1 protein-coding gene (only partly in view) is annotated in these 21520 nt (G+C 73.1%); it reads right to left on the minus strand.

The window, feature by feature from the left end:
- A protein-coding gene (locus ACX9TP_RS24335; protein ID WP_482982123.1) for a non-ribosomal peptide synthase/polyketide synthase crosses the window boundary here: on the minus strand, window positions 1–21394 show its start. 21755 nt of this gene lie to the left of the window's left edge; only the first 21394 of its 43149 coding nucleotides appear in the window; its start codon is at window positions 21392–21394; the stop codon falls past the left edge of the window.
- Window positions 21395–21520 lie beyond the last annotated feature (126 nt).

Below are 21520 nucleotides of genomic sequence, written 5' to 3' on the forward strand. Positions count from 1 at the left end.
CCGCCTGGAGCCGCTCCACCTCGTCCACCGGCCCGGCGACGACGCACCGGTCCGGCGCGTTGACGGCCGCCAGCTCCAGCCGCCCCGACAGCAGCGGCGCCACCTGCGCCTCGGACATGGCCACCGCGAGCATCGCCCCCGGAGGCATGCGGTGCATCAGCTCACCGCGAGCCACCGCCAGCTTCAGCGCGTCCTCCAGCGGCAGCGCGCCGGCCACGCAGGCGGCGGCGTACTCGCCGAAGCTGTGCCCCAGCACGGCGTGGGGCTTCAGGCCCCAGTCCAGCCACATCCGCGCCAGCGAGTACTCCACGGAGAACAGCGCGGGCAGGGCCACGCGCGTGTCCGCGAGCAGCGCCGCCGACTCCGCGTCCTGCTGTCCCGGCGCCGCCTGGAGCAGCGAGCGCACGCGGGAGCGCAGCGACTCCTCCAGCAGCGCGAGGCACGCGTCCACGTGCACGCGGAAGGCGGGCTCGGCCGCGTACAGCTCGCGGCCCATCCCCACCTGCTGGGTGCCCTGGCCCGGGAAGACGAGGGCCACGCGACGCCGGCGCGCCGCCTCGTCCTTCACCTTCACCGCCGTGTACGGCTTGCGAAGCTGCTTCGCCAGGTCCGCCGCGTCCGTCGCGACGACGGCCCGGCGGTGCTCGAAGACCTTGCGGCCCACGGCATGCGTGAAGGCCACGTCGGCAATCGGCAGGTCCGCGGCATTCGCCTCCGCGTGCGCCGCGAGCTGCTTCGACGCCGCCTCCAGCGCCTCGGGCGTGCGCGCCGACAGCGTGACGACGTGGTGGGTCCTCGTGGTGGAGCCGCTGTGGGACATGGGGGATTCCTCGAGCACGGCGTGGGCGTTGGTGCCGCCAATGCCGAAGGAGCTGACGGCCGCGCGTCGCGGCGCCTCGCCCCTCGGCCACGACCGCAGGGATGTGTTGACGAAGAAGGGTCCGGAATCGAAGTCGATTTGAGGGTTGGGGCGCTCGAAGTTCAGGCTCGGAGGGACCTCACCGTGGTGGAGCGCCAGCGCCACCTTCATGAGGCCCGCGAGGCCCGCCACCGTGTCCAGGTGGCCGACGTTGGTCTTCAGCGACGCCAGCGCGATGGTGCCGCGGCGGTCCGCCCCCAGCCCGTACGCACGCTGGAGCGCGGCCACCTCGATGGGGTCACCGATGGGCGTCGCGGTGCCGTGCGTCTCCACGTAGCCGATGTCCTTCGGCTCCACGCCGGCCCGAGACATGGCCTGGGTGATGACGGCGGACTGGCCCTGCACGCTGGGCGCGGTGAAGCCGGACTTGTGGCGGCCGTCGTTGTTGGTCGCCGTGGCGCGGATGACGGCGTAGATGGCATCGCCGTCCCGCTCCGCGTCCTCCAGCCGCTTGAGGACCACGGACGCCACGCCGTTGCCGCCGATGGTGCCCTGCGCCTTCTCGTCGAACGCGCGGCAGTGCCCGTCCGGGGAGAAGATCATCCCCTCCTGGTACACGTAGCCCGTGCGCTGCGGCACGGTGATGCGCGTCGCGCCGGCCAGCGCCACGTCGGACAGCCCGGCCAGCAGGTTCTGGCAGGCATGGTGCACGGCCACCAGGCCCGTGGAGCACGCGGTGTAGACGAGCGTGCTCTCACCGGTGAGCCCCAGCTTGAAGGACGTCTTCGTCGCCAGGCTCTCGTGCGTCGCGGTGCCGTACAGCTCGAAGATGGCGGCGCCATCCAGCGGAATCGTGGCGCGCACCGCGTCCGTGTAGCCGGAGTCCGTGGCGCCCGCGTAGAGGGAGATGGCCCCCGGGAAGCGCTCCGGGTCGATGCCCGCGTCTTCCAGCGCGCCCCAGGCGCACTGGAGGAAGAGGCGCTGCTGCGGGTCCATCCACTGCGCCTCGCGCAGGGACATGTCGAAGAAGGCGTGGTCGAACCGGTCCACGTCCTCCAGCACGCCGGCCGCGGGGACGAAGTTCGGGTGCTGCCACAGCTCCATGCCGTCGGGCAGGCCCGGCATGTGCTCCAGCTCGTCGGCGGAGAAGCGTGAGATGGACTCGATGCCCTCGCGCAGGTTGCGCCAGAACTCCTGCACGGAGGTGGCGCCGGGGAAGCGGCCCGCCATGCCGATGATGGCGATGGAGCCCGAGCCCTTCTCGGCCGGCCGGGTGTCACGCGGACGGTGGCCGGGCGCGGGCTCCTGCACGGCCGTGCCCGCGGCCTCGCGCTCCAGGCGGGCGGCGAGGTCATGGACGGTGGGGTGCTCGAAGAGCCACACCACGGGCAGCTCGCGCTTCAGCTCCTCGCGCAGGCGCGCGGCGATGCGGACCACGGACAGCGACGTGCCGCCCAGCTCCTCGAAGAGGTGGTCGTGGACGCCGACCCGGTCGGCGCCCAGCTCCCTCGCGTAGAGCGCGGCAATCTGCTGCTCCAGCGGATTGGAGGGCTCCACGAAGCGGCCCAGGCGGCCGGTGGACGCGGCGTCCGGCGCGGGCAGCGCCTTGCGGTCCACCTTGCCGCTGGGGCTGAGCGGCAGCACGGGCAGCGTCACGAAGATGGACGGCACCATGTACTCGGGCAGCCGCTGGCGCAGCTCCGTGCGGAGCGTGGCCGTGTCGAGCGACTGGCCCTCGCGGGGCATGGCGTACGCCACCAGCCGCTTCTCGCCGGCCCCGTCCTCGCGGACCACCACGGCGGCCTCGTGCACGGCGGGCAGGGCGCGCAGGGCGGCCTCCACCTCGGGCAGCTCGATGCGGAAGCCGCGCACCTTCACTTGGTAGTCGAGGCGGCCCAGGAACTCCAACTGCCCGTCGGCCCGCCAGCGGGCGAGGTCGCCCGTGCGGTAGAGGCGCTCGCCGGGCGCGGTGGAGAACGGGTCCGGGATGAAGCGCTCGGCGGTGAGGGCCGGGCGCGACACGTAGCCCTGGGCCACGCCGTCGCCGCCGAGGAGCAGCTCTCCCGGCACGCCCACGGGCACCGGCTGCATGTGCCCGTCCACCACGTACACGCGCGTGTTGCCGAGCGGCGTGCCGATGGAGACGGACGTACCCACCTGCTCGGGCCGGTCCATCGTGAAGGCGGTGGCGACGACGGTGACCTCGGTGGGGCCGTAGCCGTTGGTGACGGGGCGGCCCACCGTCTCCAGCGCGACGCGCGCGTGCGGCACGGAGAGCACGTCTCCGCCCTGGTGGATGACCTTCAGCCGGCGGAGGATGTCCGGCCGGTGCTCCACGAGCTGGGAGAACAGGCCCGCGGACATGTGCATGAAGGTGACGCCGTGGCGCTCCACCACCTGGCCCAGCGTGTCCAGGTCGCTGGGCATCGCCTTCGCGGGGAGGATGACGAGCCGGCTGCCGTGCAGCAGCGGAAGCCACATCTCCATGACCGAGCCGTCGAAGGAGATGGGCGCCACGAGCAGGCCCGTCTCCCGCATGCCGGCGCTGACGTAGGGCTCGCTATGGGCGAAGCGCAGGACGCCCCGGTGCTCGGCGGCGACGCCCTTGGGCCGGCCCGTGCTGCCCGACGTGAAGATGACGTAGGCGACGTGGCGCGGGCCGATGCCCGACTCGGGAGGCGTGGCCGGCTGCGACTCCAGCGCCAGCTCCTCCACGAAGAGGCAGGGCAGCGACGCCTCCGGCAGGTGGAGCTGCTCACGCACGGCCCGCGAGGTGAGCAGCAGCCGGGGCCGCGCGTCCTCCAGCATGAAGCCGAGCCGCTGCGCCGGGTACGCCGGGTCCAACGGGACGTACGCGCCGCCCGCCTTGAGGATGCCCAGCAGGGAGACCATGAGCTCGATGCCGCGCTCCAGGCTCACTGCCACCCGGGTGTCCGGGCCCACGCCGTGCGAGCGCAGCAGGTGCGCCAGCCGGTTGGCCCGCGCCTCGAACTGCCCGAAGGTGACGCGCTGGTCGCCGCACTCCAGGGCGATGGCGTCGGGGCGCAGCGTGGCCTGCCGCGAGATGGCCTCGGCGATGGTGATGTCGGGGTACGGACGGGTGGTGTCGTTCCAGCCGACGAGGAGCTGGTGGCGCTCCTCGGGCGTGAGGAGGGGCAGGGTGGCCAGCGGCCGGTCCGGCGTGGTGACGGCGGCCTCCAGCAGCGTGCGCAGGTGGCCGGCGAGGCGGGCCACCGTGGCGGCCTCGAACAGGTCGGTGCTGTACTCGATGACGCCGCGCAGCCCGTCGGGCGCCTCGGAGAGCAGGAGGCCCAGTTCGAACCGGGCGGTGGCGTTGTCCACCTCCAGCGGGCGCATGGTGATGCCCGGTGCCCGCAGCTCCTCGGTGGGGGCGTTCTGCAGGGCGAAGATGACCTGCACCAGCGGGGTGCGGCTCATGTCGCGCGAGACGTTCAGCTCCTCGACGAGCTTCTCGAAGGGCAGGTCCTGGTGCTCGAAGGCTGCCAGGGTGGTGTCCCGCACCTGGCCGAGCAGGGCGCGGAACGAGTCCTCCGGCCGCACGCGGCCGCGCAGCACCAGGGTGTTGACGAAGAAGCCGACCAGCCCCTCCAGCTCGCCCTGGCGGCGGCCGGCGATGGGCGAGCCGACGAGCACCTCTTCCTGCCGGCTGTAGCGCGCCAGCAGCACCTGCCACGCGGCGAGCAGCGCCATGAAGGGCGTGGTGCCCTCCTGCCGCGCGAGGGTGAGCAGGCGCACCACCAGCTCGCGGGGGAGGTGGACGGGCAGGAGCGCGCCGCGCGGGGTGCGCACCGCGGGCCGGACCTTGTCCGTGGGCAGGTCCAGGACGCGAGGCGCCCCGGCGAGCTGCTCCTTCCACCACTCGATTTCACGCGCGAGCACGTCGCCCTGGAGCCACCCACGCTGCCACGCGGCGAAGTCCGCGTACTGCACCGGCAGCGACGGCAGCATGGGCGCCTTGCCGGAGGCGAAGGCCTCGTAGCCCGCGGCCACCTCGCGAATCATCACGGCGATGGACCACCCGTCCGAGACGATGTGGTGCATGACGAGCAGCAGGACGTGGTGCTCCGCGTCCAGCCGCAACAGCCGCGAGCGCAGCAGCGGCCCCGCGCCCAGGTCGAAGGGCCGGCTGGCCTCCTCGGTGGACAGCCGCAGGGCCTCCGCCTCGCGCGACTCCGCGGGCATGGACTCCAGGTCCGTGACGGGCAGCGTCCAGGCGGCGTGCGGCTGGATGACCTGGACGGGCTGGCCCTCCTTCATCACGAACGTCGCGCGCAGGGCCTCGTGGCGACCGACGAGGTGCTCCAGCGCGCGGCGCAGCGCCTCGGCGTCCAGCGTGCCGTCCAGCCGGAGCGCGCCCACCATGTTGTAGTGGGTACTCCCGGGCTGGAGCTGGTCGAGCACCCACAGGCGCTGCTGGGCGAAGGACAGTGGCAGCTCCCCGTCGCGAGGCACGGGCCGCAGCGGCGGCGTCTTCGGCTCGGAGGTGCGGACGAGGAACTGCTCCTCGACGAACTCCGTGACGCGCGCCACGGTGGGTGCGCCGAAGAGGGCGCGCAGGGGCAGCTCCACCTGGAAGGTGGACCGCAGGCGGGAGATGAGCTGCGTCGCCAGGAGCGAGTGTCCGCCCAGGGAGAAGAAGTCATCGTGCAGGCCCACGTGCTCCACGCGCAGCAGCTCGCGGAAGATGCTGGCGACGCGCTGCTGGAACGGGGTGAGGCGCTCGGGGACGGCGGGAGCGGACGTGGAGGCCATGGTGGTGTCCGGTGCCGGCAGGGCCTTGCGGTCCAGCTTGCCGTTGGGAGTGAGGGGTAGGGCGGAGAGTGCGACGAAGGCGGACGGCACCAGGTGCGCGGGCAGCCGCTCCGCCAGGAAGGACTTCAGGGTGGCCGCGTCCGGAGCGGGCGAGCCCGTGACGTAGGCCACGAGCCGCTTGTCACCGGGCACGTCCTCGCGCACCACCACCAGCGCCTCGCGCACGGTGGGGTGGGCCTTGAGGGCGGACTCCACCTCTCCCGGCTCGATGCGGAAGCCGCGGACCTTCACCTGCGCGTCCACGCGGCCCGCGAAGTCGAGCGTCCCGTCCGCCAGCCAGCGCGCGCGGTCGCCCGTGCGGTACAGGCGCGCCCCCGGCGTGGGGCTGAACAGGTCCGGGATGAAGCGCTCGGCCGTGAGGGCGGGTTGGCCGGGGTAGCCACGGCCCACGCCCTCGCCGCCGATGAACAGCTCGCCGATGACGCCCGTGGGCACGGGCTCACCGTTGCCGTCGAGCACGTACACGCGCGCACGGGACAGGGGCCGGCCGATGGGGACCGACACCGCGTCCGCCGCGAGCCCCGCGGAGGAGTGGACGGTGGCGGCGACCGTGGCCTCGGTGGGGCCGTAGAAGTTCAGCACGTGTCCCCGGAAGCCCGCGCCCACCACGGCGCGCACGGCGCGCGGGTCTCCGGCGTCGCCGCCGAAGAGGACGTTGCGCAGCGGGTTGAAGGCTCCCGGCTGCTGACGGGCCACCTCGTTGAAGAGGGCCGAGGTGAGGAGGAGGGTGGTGGCCCCCACCTCGCGCAGCTTCGTCGCGAGCCGCGGCGGGGACAGCGTGACGTCACGCGGGATGATGGACAGCCGCGCCCCGTTGAGCAGCGCGCCCCAGAGCTCGAACGTCGCCGCGTCGAATGACGGCGTGGCCACCTGGGCGATGCAGTCCTCCGGCGTCAGGCGGATGTAGTTCGTGTCCCGGACGAGGTTGACGACGGAGGCCTGCTCCACGCCCGCGCCCTTCGGCGTGCCGGTGGAGCCCGAGGTGTAGAGGATGTACGCGAGCTGCCCCGGCTGGACGGACACGCCCGACAGCGCCGTCGCGGGCTGGCGGGAGATGAGCGCCCACTCCGAGTCCACGCACACCGTGGGCTGTCCATGCTCGGGCAGCGACGCCAGCGCGGACTGCTGCGCCACCACCGCGGCGGCGCCCGAGTCCTGGAGCATGAAGGCCAGGCGCTGGCGGGGGTACGCGGGGTCCAACGGCACGTAGCAGCCGCCGGCCTTGAGGATGCCCAGCATGCCCACGAGCAGCTCGGGCCCGCGCTCCACGCACAGGGCGACGCGCGCCTCGGGCTTCAGCCCCAGGGCCACCAGATATCGCGCGAGCTGGTTCGCGCGTGCGTCCAGCTCTCCGTACGTGAGGGTGCGGCCCTCGTGCTCCACGGCCACCGCGCCGGGCGCGCGACGGGCGTGGGACTCGAAGAGGGACGGAATGGACTCCGGCCCGAACACGGCGGGCGGCGTCGTGTTCCAGGCGACCAGCACCTGGTGGCGCTCGGCCTCGTCCATCAGCGGCAGGCGGCTGACGCGGACCTTCGCGTCGCGGACCACGGCCTCCAGCAGGACGCGGAAGTGCCGGGCCAGCCGCTCGGCGGTGGCCGGGGAGAAGAGGTCCAGGCTGAACTCCAGCGCGCCCTCCAGGGCCCCGCCGCGCTCCATGAGCGAGAGGCTCAGGTCGAAGCGCGCGGTGTCCGTGACGCTCCGCATGAGGTCCACCTGCACGCCCGGCAGCGACGGCGGCTGCATGGGCGCGTTCTGCAGGGCGAACATCACGTTGAAGAGCGGCGCGCGCCCTTCCGTGCGCTCGCCGCCGAGCGCCTCCACCAGCCGGTCGAAGGGCACGTCCTGGTGGACGTACGCGGCCAGCGCGGACTCGCGGACGCGGTCCACCAGCTCCGCGAAGGTCGGGTCTCCCTCCATCCGCGCGCGCAGCACCAGGGTGTTGACGAAGAAGCCGATGAGCGGCTCCAGCTCGGACCGGGTGCGGTGGGCAATGGGGCTGCCCACGGCGAAGTCGTCCTGGCCGGAGTAGCGCGACAGCAGCGTCTCGTACGCGGCCAGCATCACCATGTAGAGGGTGGCGCCCTGCTCACGGGCCACCTTCTCCAGCGCCTGGATGAGCTCCTCGGGCAGCGTGAAGAAGTGGTTGGCGCCGCGCAGCGTCCGCGTCGCCGGCCGGCCCGACTCGGCGGGCAGCTCCAGCGTGGGGACGCCCTGGAGGCGCGACTTCAGGGACTCGAGCTGGGCCTGGATGCCCTCGGACCCGACCCAGCGTCGCTGCCACGTGGCGAAGTCCGCGTACTGCACCGGCAGCGCGGACAGCGGAGACGGCTGGCCCTCCTGGAGGGCCGAGTACACGGCGGCGACCTCGCGCACCAGCACGCCCATGGACCAGCCGTCCGAGACGATGTGGTGCATGCACAGCAGGAGCACGTGCTCGGCTTCACCCGTGCGCACCAGCACCGTGCGCAGCAGCGGGCCGGTGGTGAGGTCGAACGGGTGGTGGGCCTCCTCGGCCATGCGCTTGCGCAGGGTGGCGTCACGCGTGGACGCGTCCAGGGCGCGCAGGTCCTCCACCGGCAGGGCCCAGCGCGCGGGCGCGGGGTTGATGACCTGCACGGGCTGGTCGTCGCGCATGGCGAACGTGGTGCGCAGCACCTCGTGACGGCGCACCACTTCCGCGAAGGTGCTCCGCAGCACCTCCACGTCCAGGGCGCCAGTCAGCCGCAGGGCGACCGGGACGTTGTAGACGGCCTGTCCCGGCTGGAGCTGCTCCAGGAACCACAGGCGCTGCTGCGCGAAGGAGAGCGGCAGTGCGCCGTCACGCGGCACGGGCAGCAGCGGCGGCATCTCCGTGCGGGACGCGTGCAGGAGGAGCGCCTCGATGCGCTCCGCGAGCTGCGCGAGCGTGGGGGCCTCGAACAGGGTGCGCAGGGGCAGCTCCACGCCGAACCGCGCGCGGACCCGCGTCACCAGCTGCGTGGCCAGCAGCGAGTGGCCGCCCAGCTCGAAGAAGTCGTCGTTCGGGCCCACGCGCTCCACGCGGAGCACCTCGCGGAACAGAGCCGCGAGCTGCTGCTGGAGGAGGGGCAGGGAGCCTGTGTCCGTGGATCCGGCGTCCGCGGGCGACAGGTCCGGCGCCGGCAGCGCGCGGCGGTCCACCTTGCCGTTGGGCGACAGCGGGAGCGATGCCAGCGCGACGAACGCGGAGGGCACCATGTACTCCGGCAGGTGCCGGCGCAGGTGCTCGCGCAGCGCGCCGGTGTCCACGTCCGCGGGCGTCACGTACGCGACGAGCCGCTTGTCACCGGGCGCGTCCTCGCGCACCACGGCGGTGGCCTCGGCCACGGCGGAGTGCAGGCGCAGCGCGGCCTCCACCTCTCCCAGCTCGATGCGGAAGCCCCGCACCTTCACCTGGAAGTCCACGCGGCCCAGGAACTGGAGCGTCCCGTCCGAGAGCCACCGCACCCGGTCCCCGGAGCGGTACAGCCGCGCGCCCGGAGTCGTCGAGAACGGGTTCGGCACGAAGCGCTCGGCGGTGAGCGCGGAGTGGCCCAGGTAGCCCCGGGCCAGGCCGTCGCCGCCGATGAACAGCTCACCCGGCACGCCCACCGGCACGGGGCGCAGCGCCCCGTCCAGGACGTACGCCCGCGTGTTGGCGATGGGCCGGCCGATGGAGACGGAGTCACCCACGGCCTCACCGGGCGACAGCCGGTGCGTCGCCGTGAAGGTGGTGCTCTCCGTGGGGCCGTAGCCGTTGATGAGGGACTGGCCCCGCGCCAGCCGCTCGCGCACGCGCGGCACCGGCAGCACGTCGCCACCCGCGAGGAGCTGCGGCACACGCGCCAGCGCCTCCGGCTGGTGCTGCTGCATCTGGTCGAACAGGGCCGCCGTCAGCCAGAGCACGGAGACCTGGTGCCGGACGAGCGCCTGCCCCAGCTCCGCCAGGTCCGGAGTCCCTTGCGGGTAGAGCACCAGCCGCGCGCCATGCAGCAGCGCGCCCCACAGCTCCAACGTGGACGCGTCGAAGGCCAGCGGCGCCAGCTGGAGCACCACCTCGCCGGGCCCCAGGTTCACGAAGCGCGAGCCGATGAGCAGGCGCACCACGCCCCGGTGGGGGATGGCGACGCCCTTGGGCGTGCCCGTCGAGCCGGAGGTGTACGTGACGTACGCGAGGTGCTCCGGGCCCACGGTGACGTCCACCGGGTGCGCGGGCTGGCGGGCAATCCGCTCCCACTCGGAGTCCAGGGACACGAGGGGCTGCGAGCCCGCGGGCAGCTCGTCCTCCAGCGACTGCTGGGTGAGGACCGCGGCGACGCCCGAGTCCTCGAACATGAACGCGAGGCGCTGCGACGGGTACGACGGGTCCAACGGCACGTAGGCGCCGCCGACCTTGAGGATGCCCAGCACGCCCACCACCAGCTCCAGGCTCCGGTGCAGGCAGACGCCCACGCGCGACTCGGCGCCGATGCCGAGCGCACGGAGGTGGTGCGCGAGCTGGTTCGAGCGCGCGTCCAGCTCGGCGTAGGTGAGGGTGCGGCCCTCGTGCTCCACGGCCACGGCCTCGGGAGTCCGCCGGGCCTGCGCGGTGAAGAGGGCGTGGACCGTGGCGTCCGCCGGGTAGTCGGCGCGGGTGTCGTTCCAGGCCACGAGGACCTGGTGCCGCTCGCGCTCATCCATGAGCGGCAGCTCGCTGAGACGCTGCTCGGCGGCGCCCTGGGCGACGGCCTCCAGGAGCACGCGGAGGTGCTCCACCATGCGCCGGGCCGTGTCCGGCGTGTAGAGGTCCAGGCTGTACTCGAGCTGGCCCTCCAGCACGCCCCCGCGCTCCGTCATCGCGAGCGTCAGGTCATACCGGGACGTGTCCGTGGCCAGCGGAAGCAGGCGCACGTCGAGGCCCGGCAGCGAGGGCGCCTCCAGCGGCATGTTGAGGAGGACGAAGAGCGTCTGGAAGAGCGGCGTGCGGGACAAGTCCCGCTCCCCGCCGAGCGCCTCCACGAGCCGGTCGAAGGGCACGTCCTGGTGGGCGAAGGCGCCCAGGGACTCCTCGCGCACGCGGTTGATGAGGCTCGCGAAGGTCGGGTCCCCATCGAGCTTGCAGCGCAGCGCCACCGGGTTGACGAAGAAGCCGATGAGGTCTTCCAGCTCGGGCCGCTCACGGTGGCCCACCGAGGTGCCGACGCAGAAGTCCGTCTGGCCGGAGTAGCGCGCCAGCAGCGCCTGCCACCCGGCCATCAGCACCATGAACAGCGTGGCGTTCTGCTTCCGGCCCACGCTCTCCAGTCCGGCGATGAGTCCCGCCGGCAGGCTGAAGAAGTGCGTGGCGCCGCGCAGGCTCCGCGACGCGGGCCGCGCCTGGTCCGTGGGCAGCTCCAGCACCGGAGCATCCTGGAGGTGGGCACGCCACCACTCCAGCTGCGGCGCCAGCGCGGCGCCCTCCAGCGAGCGCCGCTCCCACGCCGCGTAGTCCGCGTACTGCACCGGCAGGGCGGGCAGCACCGCCTCGCGCCCCTGCGCCAGGGCCCCGTACAGCGCGGCCACCTCGCGCACCAGCACGCCCATGGACCAGCCGTCCGACACGAGGTGGTGCATGCACAGCACCAGCACGTGCTCGTCCGCGCCCGAGCGCAGCAGCACCGTGCGAAGCAGCGGGCCGTGCTCCAGGTCGAAGGCGCGGTGCGCTTCCTCGCTCATGCGCCGCTGCACGGCGGCCTCGCGCGCGGCGGGCTCCAGCGCGCCCAGGTCCTCCACGGGCACCGCCCACTCGGCCGGAGCCGCATGGACGACCTGCACGGGCCGGCCGTCACGCGTGGCGAAGGTGGTGCGCAGCGCCTCGTGGCGACGGACCACCTCCGCGAAGGTGCGACGCAGCACGTCTACGTTCAGTTGGCCGCGCAGGCTGAGCGCGGCCGGCATGTGGAAGGCGGCCTGTCCGGGCTGGAGCTGCTCCATGAACCAGAGCCGCTGCTGCGCGTAGGAGACCTCCAGCGCATCGCCGGACGCGCGGGACACCCGCTCCAGGGGCGGAAGCGCGGCCCCGGGCTTGACAGCGTCGATGCGCGCCGCGAGGCGGGCCACGGTGGGGGCCTCGAAGAACACGCGCAGGGGCAGCTCCACGCCGAGCTGCGCGCGCAGCCGCGTCACCACCTGGGTGGCCAGCAGCGAGTGCCCGCCGAGGAGGAAGAAGTCGTCGTGCAGGCCCACGCGCTCCACGCGGAGCACCTCGCGGAACAGCGCGGCGAGCTGCTGCTCCCGAGGCGACTGGGGCTCGGCGAAGTCCGCCGAGGCCCCCGAGGCGGCCGGCGCCGGGAGGGCCTTGCGGTCCACCTTGCCGTGGGACGACAGGGGCAGGGCCGCGAGCGGCACGAAGGCCGACGGCACCATGTACTCGGGCAGGCGCTCGCGCAGGGACTCACGCAGGCTCGCGACGTCCGCGTCCGCGGGCACGACGTAGGCCACCAGGCGCTTGTCGCCGGGCACGTCCTCGCGGACCACGACCGCGGCCTCGCTGATGTTGGTGTGCGCGCGCAGGGCGGCTTCGACTTCGCCCAGCTCGATGCGGAAGCCGCGCACCTTCACCTGCGAGTCCATGCGGCCCAGGAACTCCAGCGTGCCGTCCGGCAGCCAGCGCACGCGGTCTCCCGAGCGGTACAGCCGCGCCCCCGGAGTGGAGCAGAACGGGTGGGGCAGGAAGCGCTCGGCGGTGAGCGCGGGGCGGCCCAGGTAGCCGCGGGCCAGGCCCTCGCCGCTGATGAACAGCTCACCGGGCACGCCCACGGGCACGGGGCGCAGCGCCTCGTCGAGCACGTAGACCTGCGTGTTGGCGATGGGCCGGCCGATGGGGACGGAGTCACCAACGGAATCACCGGGCGACAGCCGGTGGATGGTGGTGGCGGTGGTGACCTCCGTGGGGCCGTAGCCGTTGACGACGCTGCCGCCCTGCGCGATCCGCTCGCGCACGCGCGCGGCGGGAATCACGTCTCCGCCGACGACGAGCTCGGACACGCGGGCCAGCACCTCCGGCTGGTGCTGCTGCATCAGGTCGAACAGGGCGGTCGCCAGGACGATGCCCGTCACCCGGTGCTCGGTGATGAGCCGCGCCAGCTCCGCCACGTCGGCCGTGGACGCGGGGGAGAGGACCAGTCGCGCGCCGTGCAGCAGCGTGCCCCAGATTTCCAGGGTGGCCGGGTCGAAGCTCAGCGGCGCGACCTGGAGCACGACGTCGTCGGGCCCCAGCTTCCAGAAGTCCGTGCCGAACAGCAGGCGCAGCACGCCCCGGTGCGGAATGGCCACGCCCTTGGGCATGCCTGTGGAGCCGGAGGTGTACGTGACGTACGCGAGGCTGTCCGTGAGGGCCGGGCCCGCCACGTCGTGCGCGGGCTGACGCGCCACGAGCTCCCAGTCGGAGTCCAGGCACACGACGGGCCGCGAGCCCGCGGGCAGCACGGACACCAGCGCCTGCTGCGTGAGGACCGCGGCGATGCCCGAGTCCTCGAACATGTACGCGAGGCGCTGCGCCGGGTACGCCGGGTCCAACGGCACGTAGCAGCCGCCCGCCTTGAGGATGCCCAGCAGGCCCACCACCAGCTCCAGGCTCCGGGTGAAGCACGCGCCGATGCGCGGCTCCGTGCCCAGCCCCAGCGACACCAGGTGTCGCGCGAGCTGGTTCGAGCGCGCGTCCAGCTCCGCGTAGGTGAGGGTGCGGCCCTCGAAGCACACGGCCACGGCGTCGGGAGTGCGCAGGGCCTGCGCGGTGAAGCGCTGGTGCACGGTGGTGTCGGACGGGAAGTCCGTGTGCGTGTCGTTCCAGGCGACGAGGACCTGCTGGCGCTCGGCCTCGCCCATCAGCGGCAGCTCGCTGAGCCGCCGCTGCGCGTCCTCGGCGATGCCCCGGAGCAGGCGCTGGAAGTGCTCCGCCATGCGCCGCGCGGTGTCCTGCGTGAAGAGGTCCAGGCTGTATTCGAGCTGGCCCTCCAGGGCCCCGTCGCGCTCCATGAGCGACAGCGTCACGTCGAACTTGGACGTCTCGGTGGCGCTCGGGAGCAGCTCCACCCGCATGCCCGGCAGCGACGGCGGCTGGATGGGCGCGTTCTGGAGCACGAAGAGGGACTGGAACAGCGCGGTGCGGGACAGGTCCCGCTCGCCGCCGAGCGCCTCCACCAGCCGGTCGAAGGGCACGTCCTGGTGGGCGAAGGCGCCCAGGGACTCCTCGCGCGCGCGGGCCAGCAGCCCGGTGAAGGTCGGGTCACCGGCGAGGTCGCAGCGCAGCGCCAGCGTGTTGACGAAGAAGCCGATGAGCCCTTCCAGCTCCGGGCGCGTGCGGTGCGCCACGGGCGTGCCGACGCAGAAGTCCGTCTGGCCGGAGTAGCGCGCCAGCAGCGTCTGCCACCCGGCCATCAGCACCATGAACAGCGTGGCGCCGTGGCTCTGCCCCACCTTGTCCAGCGAGGCCACCAGCGCCGGGGGCACCGTGAAGAAGTGCGTCGCGCCGCGCAGGGAGCGCACGGCCGGGCGCACGGAGTCGGTCGGCAGCTCCAGCGCCGGCACGTTCCGCACGCGCGAGCGCCACCACTCCAGCTGCGACGCGAGCGCCTCGCCCTCCAGCACCCGCCGCTGCCACGCGGCGTAGTCGGCGTACTGCACGGGCAGGGCGGGAAGCACGGCCTCGCGGCCCAGGGCCAGCGCCTCGTACAGCGCGGCCACCTCGCGCACCAGCACGCCCATGGACCAGCCGTCCGAGACGATGTGGTGCATGTTCAGCACCAGCACGTGCTCGTCCGCGCCCGAGCGCAGCAGCACCGTGTGCAGCAGCGGGCCCTGCTCCAGGTCGAAGGCACGGTGGGCCTCTTCGCGCAGGCGCCGCTGCACGGCGGCCTCGCGCGCGGAGGGCTCCAGCGCGCTCAGGTCCTCCACCGGCAGCGTCCATTCGGCGGGAGCCGCCTGCACGCGCTGCATGGGCTGACCGTCGCGGGAGACGAAGGTGGTGCGCAGCGCCTCGTGGCGGCGGACCACCTCCGCGAAGGTGCGGCGCAGCACGTCCACCTTCAGCGCGCCCGACAGCCGCAGGGCCACGGGGATGTTGTACGCGGCCTGTCCCGGCTGGAGCTGCTCCATGAACCACAGCCGCTGCTGCGCGAAGGACACCGCCAGCGTGTCCTCGGAAGCGGACGCGCGCGGCAGCCGCTCCAGGGGCGGAGCCTCGGCGGAGACCCGGGCCGACGAGCCCTGCATCGCCTGGACGCGCTCGGCGAGGCGGGCCACGGTGGGGGCCTCGAAGACGGAGCGCAGGGACAGCTCCACCTTGAGCTGCGCGCGCAGCCGCGTCACCACCTGGGTGGCCAGCAGCGAGTGCCCACCAAGGGCGAAGAAGTCGTCATTCGCGCCCACGCGCGTCTGGCCGAGCACCTCGGTGAAGATGCGGGCCACGGCCTCCTCGGCGGGCGTCCGCGGGGCGACGTACTCGTCCTCGATGACGAGCCGGTCCGCCTCGGGCGCGGGCAGCGCGCCCCGGTTCACCTTGCCGCTGGGGGTCAGCGGAAGGGACGGCAGGACCACGAAGGCGGAGGGCACCATGTGCGGCGGCAGCTTCTCCACCAGGGCCTGCCGGATGCGCGCCACCTCGCGGGCGCTCCGGGCCCCGCGCAGCGGGTCATTGGTCAGCCGCTCCAGCGACACCGCCGGCTCCCGGGCCTCCGGCATCAGGTCCACGGCCGCGCCTTCACCCGGGCGCGCGAACACCACGTCCACCGAGCCGTCCGCGTACGCCGACGCCCAGCTCACCCGCACCTCGTACCCGAGCGCCCCTCCGAGCGCGTACAGGTCCTCCGGCTCCACGCCGCGAGGCCCCGGCCAGTCCCGGAGCACGTCACGCAGCGCGGCCACGGTGGGCGGCCGGCCCGAGCCCGTCAGCAGGTCGACGAGGCGCGCGTCATCCACCACACGCGCGTTCGGCAGCCGTCGCACGGCGAGCATCGCGGGCTTCGACTCCAGCCGCTCGCGCAGCGCCTCCAGGTTGAAGCCGCTGCCGTCCACCCACTCGGGCTGGACGGACGCGCTCGCGGCGCCGCCCACGTGGAGGATGACCTCGTAGCGGAAGCGGCTCAGCTCGTTGTCATAGCGCGCGTGCTTGGGCAGCACCTCCACGCGGGAGATGCCGGGAATCTGCTGGACGAGCGCGGTGAAGAACGAGGGAGAAACGACCAGCTCCTCCTCGGCCAGCACGTCGCGCTGCACGCGGTACAGCAGCTGCGCGGAGGACAGGTTCGACGGCGCGCGGTGCAGGCGGATGGACGCGCGGAAGGCGTTCAGCAGCGCCAGGTTGCGCACGTCGCCCAGGAAGATGCGGCCCCCGGGGCGCACCGCCTTCACGGCGCCGCGAATCACCTGGAGCAGGTAGTCCCCGCTGGGGAAGTACTGGAGCACCGAGTTGCAGATGACGGTGTCGAACGAGCCCGGCTCGATGCCGGTGAGGTCGTCCACCGAGCGGTGCAGCAGCTTCACGGAGGCGAGCGACTCGCCCAGGCGCTCACGCTGGCGCTCGATGCGGTCCAGCGCCGGCTTCGCGAAGTCGATGCCCCAGTACGCCTCGCAGCGCGGGGCCAGGCGGTACAGGAGCAGGCCCGTGCCGCACCCCAGCTCCAGGATGCGCCGGGGCTTCAGCGCGAGAATCTGCCGCACGGTGGTGTCCACCCACTCGCGCATCTGCGCGGCGGGCAGCGCGTCCCCGGTGTAGCTGTCGTTCCAGCCGGAGATGTCGAACGTCGGGTCCTCGCTGCGCGAGCCCTCCGTGTACGTCTCGTCGTAGACGGCCTTCCACTGCGACGTCTGGTCCACCGGGCCCGCGTCCTTCAGGTCTCCCAGCACCAGGTACGCCGCCAGCCGCTTGTCACCGGGCGAGTCCTCGCGCGCCATCACCACCGCCTCGCGCACGGAGGGGTGGGTGGTGAGCGTGGACTCGATTTCCCCCAGCTCGATGCGGAAGCCGCGGATCTTCACCTGGTTGTCGATGCGGCCCAGGTACTCCAGGTCTCCGTTGGGCAGGCGCCGCGCCAGGTCTCCCGCGCGGTACAGCTTGCGGCCCGGCACCGGCCCGAAGCGGTCGTCCACGAAGCGCGCGGCGGTCAGCTCGGGGCGGCGCAGGTAACCACGCGCCACGCCGTATCCGCCGACGTGAATCTCTCCGGGCACGCCCACCGGCACCGGCTGGCCGGACGAATCCAGCAGGTAGATCTGCAGGTCCGGAATGGGGCAGCCGATGACGCTGGACCACGGGCGGTCCAGGTCCGCCATCCGCACCGGTCGGTAGGTGACATGGACCGTCGTCTCGGTGATGCCGTACATGTTGACGAGCGTCGGACGCTCGTCGCCGTGCCGCTCGAACCACGGGCGCAGCGCAGCCAGGTCCAGTGCCTCGCCGCCGAAGATGACGTAGCGCAGGGCCAGGGCCGGGACTTCGCCCAGGGCCGCGGCCTGCTGCTCGGCGTGGATGAGCTGGCGGAAGGCGGTGGGCGTCTGGTTGAGGACGGTGACGGCCTCGTCGGCCAGCAGCTTGTGGAAGGCCTCGGGCGAGCGGCTCACCCAGTAGGGCACCACCACCAGCCGGCCGCCGTAGAGCAGCGCGCCCCACAACTCCCAGACGGAGAAGTCGAACGCGTACGAGTGGAACAGCGTCCACACGTCCTTGGGCCCGAAGTTGAACCACGGGTCCGTGGCCGTGAAGAGGCGCACCACGTTGTCGTGCTGCACCATGCAGCCCTTGGGGCGGCCGGTGGAGCCCGAGGTGTAGATGACGTAGGCCAGGTCCGTCGGCGCGTTGCACCGGGGCGGCCGGGGGGCGCTGGTGCCGGTCTCGAACACCGCGTCGATGCGCACCACGGCGGCGTCACCGGACGCGGGCACGCGGTCCTCCAGCGAGGGCTGCGTCACCAGGACGGGGGCCTGGGCGTCCTCCAGCATGAAGGCGAGCTGCTCACGCGGGTACGACGGGTCGATGGGCAGGTACGCGCCGCCGGCCTTGAGGATGCCCAGCAGCGTGACGACGAGGTCCAGGCCGCGCTCCAGGCACACGCCCACGAGCACGTCCGGGCCCACGCCGTGGCGGAGCAGGACATGGGCCAGCTTGTTGGCGCGCCCGTCCAGCTCCCGGTACGTGAGGTGCTTCGCCTCGAAGCTGACGGCGATGGCGTCCGGCGTGCGGTCCACCTGCGCCTCGAAGCGCTCCACGAGGGTGCCGTCGCGAGCCGCGTCCACGCGCGGGTTCCACGCGTGCAGCACTTGCTGGTGCTCGGCCTCCGGCATCAGGGGCAGCTCGGTGAGGCGCCGCGACGGGGCCTCCACCATGCCGCCGATGACCACCTCCAGGTGGCCCAGCAGCCGGTCGATGGTCTCCGCGTCGAAGAGGTCCGTGGCGTACTTGCAGCCGATGAGCAGGCCTTCCGGGCCGTGGGCGGCCTCGAAGGTCAGGTCCAGCTCGGTGGTACGGTTGTCCAGCAGCGACACGTCCACCGTCAGGCCGTTGCCCGCGGGCATGCCATGCGGGATGTCGTAGTCGTCGAGGACGAAGGCGATGTTGTACAGCTCGCGCCGCTGCGAGCCGGGCTGCACCGCCGCGAGCACGTGGTCGAACGGGCAGTGGCCGTGCGTCAGCGCGCCCAGCGTGCTCGCCTTCACCGCCGCGAGCAGGCCCGTCACGGTGGCCTCGGCCGGCAGGCGCACGCGCAGCGGAACGAAGTTGGTGCAGTCACCCACCAGCGAGCGGATGCCCGGGACGTCGCGGCCGGAGATGGCCGAGCCGAGCACGAAGTCGGACTGGCCGCTCCAGCGGTGCAGCACGGTCGACAGCGCGGACACCACGCACATGAACGGCGTGGCGCCCTCGCGCCGGCCCAGCGCGTGCAGCTTCGTCATCAGCGACGCGGGCAGGAGGCGGGAGCGACGGGCACCGTGGAAGGACAGCCGGGGCGGCCGGGGCCTGTCGGTGGGGAGGGCCAGCAGCGACGGCGCCTCCGCGAGCGACTGGCGCCACCACGTCAGCTCCTTGCCCAGGGCCTTCGGGGTGAGGTGGGTGCGCTGCCACGCGGAGAAGTCCGCGTACTGGAGCTCGGGCTCGGGCAGGGGAGAGGGACGGTCCTCCGAGTAGGCGGCGTGCAGGGCGGCCAGCTCGCGCACCAGCAGTCCCACGGACCAGCCGTCCGCGATGAGGTGGTGGATGGAGACGATGAGGACATGGTCCTCCGGCGCGAAGCGCAGCAGCGAGCAGCGCCACAGCGGGCCGGTGGTCATGTCCATCGACTGCCGCCCGTCGAGGCCGGCCTGCTTGTCGAGCACGAACTGGCGTGCTTCCGGCGGCTGGTCCGTCACGTCCACCCGGGGCAGCGGCACGGGGGCCGGCGCGTGGACGTGCTGCAGCAGCTCGCCGTTGTGGGAGCTGAAGGTGGTGCGCAGCACCTCGTGACGGCGCACCAGCTCCGCCAGGGCCCGCTCCAGCGCGGTGACGTCCAGCGGGCCGCGCAGCGAGAGGGCCAGGGGGATGTGGTAGGCGGTGGAGGCCGGCTCGAGCTGCTGGATGAACCACAGCCGCTGCTGGGCGAACGACGCGGGGATGGCGCCAGCCCCGTCCTCGCGACGGCGGAGGGGCGGCAGCGAGGGAGCCCCGGTACCCCGGGAGAGCGACTCCGCGAGCCCCCGCAGGCTCAAGTCCTGGAGCAGGGCGGCGGCGGAGACGCGCAGGCCGAGCCGCTTCTCGATGCGCCCCTGGAGGTCCGCGGCGGCGAGCGAGTCCATGCCGAGCCGCGTGAGCGGCGCCTCCGCGTCCTGCCGCGCGGCGTCCGGTCCGAGCACCGCGACGAGCTCCTCGCGCAGGGCCTGCTCGAGCTCCGCGATGGCCGGCGTCGGCTGCGCTGGGGTCTCCAGCTCCCGCGCGGGCACGGGCGCGGAAGCCGGTGACACCGCCGCGTCCGTGCGCCACAGCACGGACAGCTCACCCGACACGAGCGCCGCGCGGCTGGCGAAGCGCTGAATCTTCCCGCTCGACGTCTTGGGCACGGCGCCCGGAGGCAGCAGCGCAATCGTGTGCGGCTGCACCTCCAGCTCGCGCGCAATCGCCTGCCGCACCGTGTCCGCCAGGGCCTCCAGCACGGCGGGGTCCGCGGCCTCGGCCAGCTCCCGGCCCACCTCCGCCACCACCGCGAGCGCCTCGCCCGCGGGCGTCTCCACGGAGAAGGCCGCCACGCCGCCCGGACGCACGCGCTTGTGCGCGCGCTCCACCACGGACTCCACGTCCTGCGGGTACAGGTTCCGACCGCGCAGGATGATGAGGTCCTTGCGCCGGCCCGTGACGATGAGCTGACCGTCCTCCAGCAGCAGGCCCAGGTCGCCGGTGCGCAGGTACTTCGGCCCGTCCTCCGCGCCGACGGGGACGGCCTGGAACGTCTCCACGCTCTGCTCCGGCTTGCGCCAGTAGCCCCGCGCGACACTCCCGCCGGACACCCAGATCTCCCCCACGTGGCCCGGCGCGCAGGGCACGCGGGACTCGGGGTCCACCACGAGCAGGCGCTGCTCGGCCAGCGTCAGGCCGCAGCCCACATGTTCCCGCGTCCCCGCCGCGCCGGCTTCCGCGCGCACGGCCCGGCCACGCGTGAGCGCGGTGTCCTCCAGCGTGTGCACGCGCGGGACGCGGCCCTTCTCCTCACCGGTGACGATGAGGGTGCCCTCGGCCAGGCCGTAGCACGGGTAGAAGGCCTCGCGGCGGAAGCCGCTGGGGGCGAACACCTCGGCGAAGCGCTCCAGCGTCGCGGCACGGATGGGCTCCGCGCCGCAGAACGCCACCTCCCACGAGCTCAGGTCCAACGCCTGGACTTCCTCCGGCGTCGCCCGGCGCGCGCACAGCTCGAAGGCGAAGTTCGGCCCGCCGCTGATGGTGCCCTTGAAGCGGGACACGGCCTCCAGCCAGCGCATGGGGCGCTGGAGGAAGGACATGGGCGACATGAGCGCGACGGGGAAGCCCGCGTACAGCGGCTGGAGGATGCCGCCGATGAGGCCCATGTCGTGGTACGGCGGCAGCCAGATGACGCCCGTGCTGTCCTCGCGCACCTGGAACGCGTTGGCGATGAGCCCCAGGTTGTGCAGCAGGTTGGCGTGAGACAGCATCACGCCCTTCGGCGTGCCCGTGGAGCCGGACGTGTACTGGAGGAACGCCAGCGAGTCCGGGCCCACGTCCGGCTCGCGATACGCGGCCTCTCCGCCCGCGGGCAGCTCATCCGTGGCCAGCCACTGCAGCGCGCGGAAGTCCGGCGCCTGCTCGAAGACGAAGTCCGCGAGCGCGAGGATGCCGGAGGTGGTGAGCACCACCGTGGCCTCCGCGTCCTGGATGATGGCGCGCAGCCGGGGCAGTGTGCGCTCCAGGCGCACCGGGTCCGGCGGATACGCGGGCACCGCCACCGCGCCGGCGTAGAGGCAGCCGAAGAAGCCCGCGACGTAGTCGAGCCCCGGCGGATACAGCAACAACACCCGCTGTCCCACCGCCCCTCGCGCTTGCAGTACGGCGGCGATGCGCTGCGCGCGCTCGTGCAGTTCGAGTGCGCTCAGTGAGACTTCTTCACCGTCGGAATCGCCGAGGAACGTGTACTGACGCTCGTGGGCCTTGTTTCCGGAAGCGCGGTGAAACAGGACGTCGCTGAGGGTTCGGGGGGTGTGCGAGGGCATTGGCGCGGCGCTCTTCCGTCCAGTTGTAGACGGGGCGCCTCATATCAGGCCGCGCCAACGTTTGAAGATTGGACAGAGTCGTCACAGTGTTACGCCTGCTCGGGATTTACACGAGCACGGAGCAGA

It is taken from the genome of Pyxidicoccus sp. M15 (genome assembly GCF_056858435.1).